An 8,599-nucleotide genomic window follows, 5' to 3' on the forward strand; every position below is an offset into this window, starting at 1 on the left:
AGCAACACCCGCCCGGCGCCGCACACCATGGACCGAGAGGACGACCACCACCCGGCACACCGCCGCACACGCCACCACCACTGGCCGGCTCCACGGCCGCCCGGCCGTCCGCAGTTTCCTGGAGGGCCCCGAGCTCACCGCGTCCGACCTGAGCATGGTCCTGCTGGTTCGAGAGGACGGTGAGGAGGTCGACCGGCCGATGCCGACCGTCACCGTCGCCGAGATCCCGCAGGCCGTGCGGGACCTGGCCGCCGTCGGTATCCGCTCGATGAAGGTGTTCGCCAACAGCCTGGAGCGGAACCCGCAGGCCTCCGGCGCCGTCGCGTCGAACTCCCTGATGGTGCGGGCCATCCACGCCGTCAAGGACACCGAGCCCGGCATGGCGGTGATGACGGAGAACTGCCTGTGCGGCCACACCGACACCGGCGAATGCCACCTGACCGTCGGCGGCCGGATCGACTTGGACGCGACGGCCGCACTGACCGCCGCCCAGGCCGTCAATCAGGCCAGGGCCGGTGCCGACATCGTCGGCCCTGCCGCGATGACCAGGGGCACGACCTGGACCGTGCGCCAGGCCCTGGACGAGGCCGGCCACCGCGACGTGGCGACCATGCCGCACCTGATCTTCGACTCCGCCCTCTACGAGGGCTACCGCACCACCATGCGGACCACCCCTGCCTCCGGTGCCCGCCGCCCGTTCCAGATCAGCCCCCGCAGCCCCGAGAGCGCCGTGGACACCGGCCTCGCATTTCTCGGTGAGGGGGCGGACATGCTGCTGTTGGAGCCCGGGATGCTGTCGGTGGACATCCTCACGGCCCTCAAGCGCCGCACCCCGGCGCCGCTTATGCCGTTCTCCGTCTCCGGCGAGTACACGCGCCTCGCGCCGCTCGACCCGGTCACCGGGAAGCGGGATCTCCGCCCACTGGCGGAGGTGTTCACCATGCTCCAGCGGGCCGGGGCCGAGCGGATTGTCACCTACGCGGCCCTGGACCTGGCCCGCCTCCGCGCCTAAGCAGCGGGCCGGACCTCCGCCAGGATGCCCTCCGCACCCTGGTCCAGCAGGAGGCCGGCCACCTGCATGCCCAGCTTCTCCGGCTCGCACAGCGGGCCGGAGAGCCGGGCCTCCACCTGCCGCCTGCCGTCCACGGAGGTGACCTGCCCGTGCAGCGTCAGCACATCGCCGGAGGCCCTGCCGAAGGCACCGACCGGCACCGAGCACCCACCGTGCAGCTCGGCCAGCATCGCCCGCTCGGCCCGCACCTCGGCGTCCGTCACCGGGTCGCCGGACCCGGCCAGGATCCGGCGGGCCAGCTCGTTGTCCTCCCTGATCTGGATGCCCAGGGCGCCCTGGCCGGGCGACGGTGGGAACTGCTCGATCGGCAGGATCTCGCTGATCTCCTCGCCGCGGTCGAGTCGCTTGATCCCGGCAGCTGCCAGGACCACCGCGTCCAACCGCTGTGTCCTGAGCTTGCCGAGCCGGGTCGGGACGTTTCCCCGGATCTCCACCGGTACCAGGTCCGGGCGCAGGTGCAACAGCTGGGCGATCCGGCGCGACGCCGAGGTGCCGATCCTGCCGCCGAACGGGAGGTCGGCCAAGGTCGAGCCACACAACGCGTCGTGCACGTCGGCACGAGTAGGCGGGGGCAGCAGGACCAGGCCCGGCGGGTTCGCGGTCGGCAGATCCTTGAGCGAGTGCACGATCACATCGACCTCGCCCGACACCAGCGCGTCCACCTGGTTCACGGAGAACGCCGAGCCACCGCCGCGCTCCGACACGTCCCTGAGAGCCGACTTGCGGTCCTGATCACCGGCCTCCGTGATCACCCGCTGCCGGAAGACCACGTCGGGGAAGCGCTCCCGCAGCGGCGCCAGGAACTCCCTGACCTGGGCCCGCGCCAAGTGACTGGCCCGCGACCCCACCACCAGTGTGCTCATACGCCAACTCCCAGCATCTGACGAGATGTTGACCGCATGCTACCCACATCGAACACGCCCACTTTCCGACGTTATGTCGGAATCATGAAAGGAGCCCTTTGTGCTGGACACCACCCGGACCATCCGCATCGGCGCCCGCACCGACCACTGCACCGTCATGCGCCATAGCTTTCCGGGCCTGCTGGGTACTTGGAGCTCCTTGTCCGCTGCCCTGCCGGACATGTCCGGCAGGGCAGCGGAACGAAACTCGCCAGCCCCTGACAGAATCCATCATTTCTGCAGTCTTCCCTTGTTCTGCGTAGGAAGTCGGCAATGCCGACTTCCTACGCAGAACAAGATATGCACGACGAGGGGGCAGGGCTCGCTTCTGGTTTCGGCGGCCCCGGCCAATTTTTGGCCGGGGCCGCCGTCGCCTTTACGTGGACTGGAAGAGGGTGGGCGGGTGGGCGGGTGGGGAAATCAGCAATGCGGCGCCTGCACATAGAGGGCGAGAGATGCCGAATAGCCCCGTTGCCGCTCCAGCTTTGCCGGAGCGGCAACGGGGCTACGGAGTTCAGGCGGAGTTGTTGATTAGCACCCGTTTCGGCGACCCACCCAATAATCGAGCCCTGGGTGCGAGGCTCAGCTCTCGGTCAGCCCCGCCACCAGCTCGTCGGCCGCGCCGTACGGGTCCAGCTCGCCGCTGACCACCCGCTCGGCCAGGCCCGCCAGGTGGCGGTCCCCGGAGAGGTCGCCGATCCGGGCGCGCAGCTCGGCCAGCGCGATCGCCTCGATCTCCTGGGCGGCCCGGCGCCGGCGGCGCGCCGCCAGTTCGCCGTGCTCCTCCAGCCAGGCGCGGTGCTTCTCCAGCGCCTCGACCAGCTCGTCCACGCCCTCGCCGCGCGCCGCGACGGTCTTGACGATCGGCGGGCGCCAGTCCCCCGGATCGCGGGCCTCGCCGAGGCCCAGCATGTGGTTGAGCTCCCGGGCGGTGGCGTCGGCGCCGTCCCGGTCGGCCTTGTTGACCACGAAGACGTCGCCGATCTCCAGGATGCCCGCCTTGGCGGCCTGGATGCCGTCGCCCATCCCGGGGGCCAGCAGCACCACGGCGGTGTCCGCCTGGGCGGCGACCTCGACCTCGGACTGGCCCACGCCGACGGTCTCCACCAGGATCACCTCGCAGCCGGCCGCGTCCAGCACCCGCAGCGCCTGCGGCGCCGCCCAGGACAGCCCGCCCAGGTGCCCGCGGGTGGCCATCGAGCGGATGAACACCTCCGGGTCGGTCGCGTGGTCCTGCATCCGGACCCGGTCGCCCAGCAGCGCCCCGCCGGAGAACGGCGAGGACGGGTCGACGGCGAGCACCCCGACCCGCTTGCCGAGCCGCCGGTAGGCGGAGACCAGTGCCGAGGTGGAGGTCGACTTGCCGACCCCGGGCGAGCCGGTCAGGCCCACCGTGTACGCCTGCCCGGTGTACGGCGCGAGCGCGGCCATCGCCTCCCGCAGCTGCGGGGCCGCGTTCTCGACCAGCGTGATCAGCCGGGCGACCGCCCGCGGCCGGCCCTCCCGCGCCTGCTCGACCAGCGTGGCGACATCGATCATCGGGATCTCCTTGCACAGATGCCGGCGGTTGTCGGCAGCTGCCGTGGGGGCGGATGCCGAAGGGGCTGCGGACCACTCGTGGCGGTCCGCAGCCCCGGGGTCGGGACGGAGCAGATCAGGCCTTCGGCACGCGCACGATCAGCGCGTCGCCCTGGCCGCCGCCGCCGCACAGCGCGGCCGCGCCGACCCCGCCGCCGCGGCGCTGCAGCTCCAGCGCCAGGGTCAGCACCACGCGGGCGCCGGACATGCCGATCGGGTGGCCGAGCGCGATCGCGCCGCCGTTGACGTTGACGATGTCGGCGGAGACCCCGAGGTCCTTCATCGACTGGTGGGCGACGGCCGCGAAGGCCTCGTTGATCTCGATCAGGTCGAGGTCGGAGACCTCCAGGCCCTCCTTGCCCAGCGCGTGCTTGATCGCGTTGGACGGCTGCGACTGCAGCGAGTTGTCCGGGCCGGCCACGTTGCCGTGGGCGCCGATCTCGGCGATCCAGGTCAGGCCCAGCTCCTCGGCCTTGGCCTTGCTCATCACGACGACCGCGGCGGCACCGTCGGAGATCTGCGAGGAGGTGCCGGCGGTGATCGTGCCGTCCTTGGTGAAGGCCGGGCGCAGCTTGGCCAGGCCCTCGACGGTGGTGTCGGCGCGGATGCCCTCGTCCTGGCTGAACAGCACCGGCTCGCCCTTGCGCTGCGGGATGGCGACCGGGACGATCTCGGCCTCGAAGACGCCGTCGGCCTGCGCCTTGGCGGCCCGCTGGTGGGAGGCGGCGGCGATCTCGTCCTGCACCTCGCGCGGGATGCCGAGGCGGGTGTTGTGCTTCTCGGTGGACTCGCCCATCGGGATGTTCTCGTAGGCGTCGGTCAGGCCGTCGTGGGCCATCGCGTCGAGCACCTCGACCGCGCCGTACTTGTAGCCCTCGCGGGACTTCGGCAGCAGGTGCGGGGCGTTGGTCATGGACTCCTGGCCGCCGGCCACCACGATGTCGAACTCGCCGGCCCGGATCAGCTGGTCGGCCAGCGCGATGGCGTCCAGGCCGGAGAGGCAGACCTTGTTGATGGTCAGCGCCGGGACGTTCATCGGGATGCCGGCCTTGACGGCCGCCTGGCGGGCCGGGATCTGGCCGGCGCCGGCCTGCAGCACCTGGCCCATGATCACGTACTGGACCTGCTCACCCGTGATGCCGGCCCGCTCCAGCGCGCCCTTGATCGCGAAGCCGCCGAGGTCGGCACCGGAGAAGCCCTTGAGGGAGCCGAGCAGGCGACCCATCGGGGTCCGTGCACCGGCAACGATCACTGAGGTGGTGTTGGTCATGGGACGGGCCCCTTCGCACGTCGTGGCCAGGTGAGGATGCGCTCAGGGTACTGACCCGTTTTCCGCCCGTCACCGGAGCGACGGTGTGATCGAGCGCACTGGCACCTTCCAGTCAACACCGTGTCAACACGGTCCGGGTGAACGTCCGGGTGAAAGCCGGTGTGTGAGCAGGCTCGCACCTCCGGCACTGGCGCCGGCTCCGGACCGTACGCTGCACTGGGTGCCACTTTCCGTCCACCGCCCTGGAGGTCACCGTGCTGACCCGAATCGACCACATCGGCATCGCCTGCCGGGACCTCGACAAGACGGTCGAGTTCTACCGCACCACCTACGGCTTCGAGGTGTTCCACAGCGAGGTCAACGAGGAGCAGGGCGTCCGCGAGGCGATGCTCCGGATCAACGGGACGGACGACGGCGGCGCCTCGTACCTCCAGCTGCTGGAGCCCACCCGCCCGGACTCCACCGTCGCCAAGTGGCTGGAGAAGAACGGCGAGGGCGTGCACCACATCGCCTTCGGCACCGCCGACGTGGACGGTGACGCCGAGGCGATCCGCGGCAAGGGCGTGCGGGTCCTGTACGACGAGCCGCGGATCGGCTCGATGGGCTCCCGGATCACCTTCCTGCACCCGAAGGACTGCGGCGGCGTGCTGACCGAGCTGGTCACCTCGGCCCTGCCGGGCGAGCCCGAAGAGCACTGAAACCACCCCGGTGGGCCGCCCGCCCCGGGCGGCGCACCGGATTCGGCCCCTAGCGACCCGTCAGTAACGTGGTCCGAGGGCCGGAAAACCCCTACGTGGCCATTCCCCCGTGGTGCGCTCCCACTACAATGCCCAGGTGCGCGAAGACTCCGGGGGACGGAGCCGACGGGCACGGCCGATGACAGGCCCGTCCGCCCTCCGGTGGTCGGCCCGTCGCAGGGGAGTCCAGTACGCGGGCACGGCTGCACAGTCGCAAGACGGATCTGTCACCATTCTCCACAGGCAAGAGTTCGCCCAGGAGTCCACCCGGACGGGGGAACGCGGCACACCCGCGCTCCCGTGGCCAGGACTCCGACGACCGCGGCGGACGCCCCCGGCTTGGCACGGGGTCGTCCGGTGGCTGCGGATGCAAGGACCAGTCGGACCGGCTCCCGCTACACGGGAACCCCGGACCGGCCGGGTCGAGGACGCAACCAGGAGATGGATGGGACCGCGGAGTGCGGGGCAACGACCGCTACGAGGTTGACGATCACCTCTCCCAGTTCGAGGCCGAGATGGGTCGGACTCGGAAGGAGCGGGACAAGGCAGTCGAGCATGCCGAGGACCTCGCCTACCAGGTGGAGGTGCTCCGGGCCAAGCTGCACGAGTCCCGGCGCATGCTTGCCCAGCCGCGCGCCTTCGACGCCGTCTCCGGCCAGGCCGAGCAGATGCTCCGGACCGCCGAGATGCAGGCCCAGCAGCTGCGCGCCGACGCCGAGCGCCAGCTGCGCGACTCCCAGGCCGCCACCCAGCGGATCATGGCCGAGGCCGCCGAGCGCACCGCCCGGCTGGAGGCCGAGCTCACCGCCCGCCGCCGCCAGCTGGAGGACGAGCTCGCCGAGCTGCGCCGCTCCGCCGAGCAGCACGTCAACGGCTGGGCCGAGCAGACCCGGGCCGGCTCCGAGCAGGAGGCACAGCGCCTGCTGCAGGAGGCCCGCGCCGAGGCCGAGCGGATGGTCGCCGCAGCCCGCGCCGAGGCCGCCGCGCTCTCCGACCACGCCCGCGCCCAGACCGCCGCCGACGTGGACGCCGCCCGCGGCGAGGCCCAGGCCGCCGCCGAGGCCGCCCTGCAGAAGGCCCAGAACGACGCCGAGCGACTGCTGCGCGCCGCCTCCGAGCACGCCCAGCAGGCCGGCGCCCAGGCCGCCGCCGACGTGGACGCGGCCCGCGGCCAGGCCCAGCAGGAGCTGGCCGCCGCCCATGCCGCCGCCGAGCAGCAGCTGGCCGCCGCGCAGGCCGAGATCGGCCGGCTCAAGGAGCAGGCCGCCGCCGAGCAGGCCCGCGCCGAGCAGCAGCTCGGCGCCGCGAAGACCGAGATAGAGCGGCTGCGCGCCGAGGCGATCGCCGAGGCCGAGCGCACCCGCCGGGAGGCCACCGAGCTGCGTGCCCAGGCCGAGCAGGCCGCCGAGCAGCTCCAGGCCGACGCCGAGGCCGCCGCCGTGCGCAAGGTCGCCGACGGCGAGGCCGCCACCGAGCAGCGTTCGCAGACCGCCCGGGCCGAGATCGCCCGGCTGGTCGCCCAGGCCACCAAGGAGTCCGAGGCGATCCGCGCCGAGGCGGAGGCCGTCCGGGCCGAGGCGGCCACCAGGCAGGCCGAGGCGGACGCCGCCAAGGCCGCCGCCGCCGAGGAGAGCGAGCGGCTGCGGGCCACCGCCGAGTCGGTCGCCGCCCAGCTGAAGGCCGAGGCCGAGGCCGCGATCGCCGAGCTGCGCGCCCAGGCCGACCGGGACGTGGCGGAGCTGCGGGCCCAGGCCGACGCCGACGCCCAGCGGCTGCGCGGCGAGGCCGAGGAGCAGGGCCGGGCGGCCGGCGCCAAGGACGCCACCGTCCACCTCGCCAAGGCCGCCAAGACCGCCGAGGAGGTGCTCGGCCGGGCCAACCAGGACGCCGAGGCCGCCCGCGGCGAGGCCGCCGCCGAGGCCGAGCGGATCCGGGCCGAGGCGCACGCCGAGGCCCAGCGACTGCGCGAGCAGGCCCAGGCCGCCGTGGAGCAGGCCCAGAACGCCGCCCTGGACGACGCCGCCGCGATCCGCGAGCGGATCGAGCAGATGCAGGACGAGGCGGCCCGGCTGCGCGCCGAGGCCGAGGAGCTGCGCGCCCAGGCCGCCGCCGAGGCCGACCGGGTCCGGAGCGAGGCCCGCCGCCAGGCCGTCCTGCAGATCGAGGAGTCGGCGAAGAACGCCGAGGAGCTGCTCACCAGGGCCAAGGCCGACGCGGACGAGCTGCGCGCGGGTGCCGCCGGGGAGATCGAGCGGCTGCGCGAGCAGGCCCAGGAGCAGGCCGCCGAGACCCAGGGCCGGGCCGAGCAGACCCTGGCCCGGGCCCGCGCCGAGGCCGGGAAGATCACCTCCGCGGCCGAGCAGCAGGGCCAGGACGCCCTGTCCGCCGCCAAGGCCGCAGCCGCCGAGAACCGCACCGCCGCCGAGCGCGAGACCGCCGAACTCCGGCGCGAAGCCGCCGAGTTCGACCAGCGGGTGCGCTCCGAGGCGACCGCCGCCGCCGAGGCCCTGACGACCGAGGCGCAGGCCGAGGCGAACGCCGTCCGGGACGCCGCGGTCGCCGACGCCGAGCGGGTGCGCACCGAGGCCGACACCGAGGCCGCCCGGACCAGGGCCGAGGCCGAGGCCGCCGCCGACGCGCTGCGCGAGGAGAGCCGGCGCGAGCACGAGGAGGCCGCCGCCGGGCTGCAGCGCGAGCGCGAGGAGACCGCCGAGCAGCTGGCCGCCGCCCGGACCGCCCGCGAGCAGGCCGAGCAGGACGCCGCCGAGCTGACCGAGCGCACGGCACGGGAGACCGCCGAGGTCCGCGAGGCCGCCGAGGCGTACGCCGGTCGGGTCCGTACCGAGGCGGAGCAGGCCGCCGTCGAACTCACCGAGCGCACCGCCGCCGAGACGACCGCCCAGCGCACCGACGCCGAGGCCTACGCCGACCGCGTCCGCACCGAGGCGGAGCAGGCCGCCGTCGAACTCACCGAGCGCACCGCCGCCGAGACGACCGCCCAGCGCACCGACGCCGAGGCCTACGCCGACCGCGTCCGCAC

At 73.4% G+C, this 8,599-nt stretch carries 4 protein-coding genes and 2 pseudogenes; 3 read left to right on the forward strand and 3 right to left on the reverse strand.

All coding sequences use genetic code 11. The features are described from left to right. Positions 1-97: 97 nt before the first annotated feature. Positions 98-1,012, forward strand: a pseudogene (locus ACZ47G_RS08140) (hypothetical protein); the annotation flags it as partial. Here the strand turns inward: ACZ47G_RS08140 and hemC are convergent. From hemC to ACZ47G_RS08155, 3 genes are all read right to left on the reverse strand, one after another. Beyond that, positions 1,009-1,935 carry a hydroxymethylbilane synthase gene (gene hemC / locus ACZ47G_RS08145; protein WP_465740643.1) on the reverse strand — a complete coding sequence of 309 codons (927 nt, stop codon included), beginning with the start codon at positions 1,933-1,935 and terminating at the stop codon, positions 1,009-1,011. The pseudogene ACZ47G_RS08140 and the gene hemC sit on opposite strands and share 4 nt — an antisense overlap. 621 nt (positions 1,936-2,556) lie before the next feature. Continuing rightward, positions 2,557-3,513 carry a methylmalonyl Co-A mutase-associated GTPase MeaB gene (gene meaB, locus ACZ47G_RS08150; protein WP_465740644.1) on the reverse strand — a complete coding sequence of 319 codons (957 nt, stop codon included), beginning with the start codon at positions 3,511-3,513 and terminating at the stop codon, positions 2,557-2,559. A 115-nt stretch (positions 3,514-3,628) separates the two neighbouring features. Next, a complete protein-coding gene (locus ACZ47G_RS08155) occupies positions 3,629-4,822 on the reverse strand; it encodes an acetyl-CoA C-acetyltransferase (protein ID WP_350504354.1) in 1,194 nt (397 codons plus the stop codon). Between the two features lie 254 nt (positions 4,823-5,076). Here ACZ47G_RS08155 and mce point away from each other — a divergent pair, with 254 nt between their 5' ends. Together mce and ACZ47G_RS08165 are read left to right on the forward strand one after the other, a co-directional pair. Continuing rightward, positions 5,077-5,520: a methylmalonyl-CoA epimerase gene (gene mce / locus ACZ47G_RS08160; protein WP_465740645.1), complete on the forward strand. Its 444-nt coding sequence runs from the start codon at positions 5,077-5,079 to the stop codon at positions 5,518-5,520. 554 nt (positions 5,521-6,074) lie between these two features. Then, positions 6,075-8,599: pseudogene (locus ACZ47G_RS08165) on the forward strand (hypothetical protein); the annotation flags it as partial.

The sequence above is a fragment of the Kitasatospora sp. NPDC030952 genome (assembly GCF_055571335.1).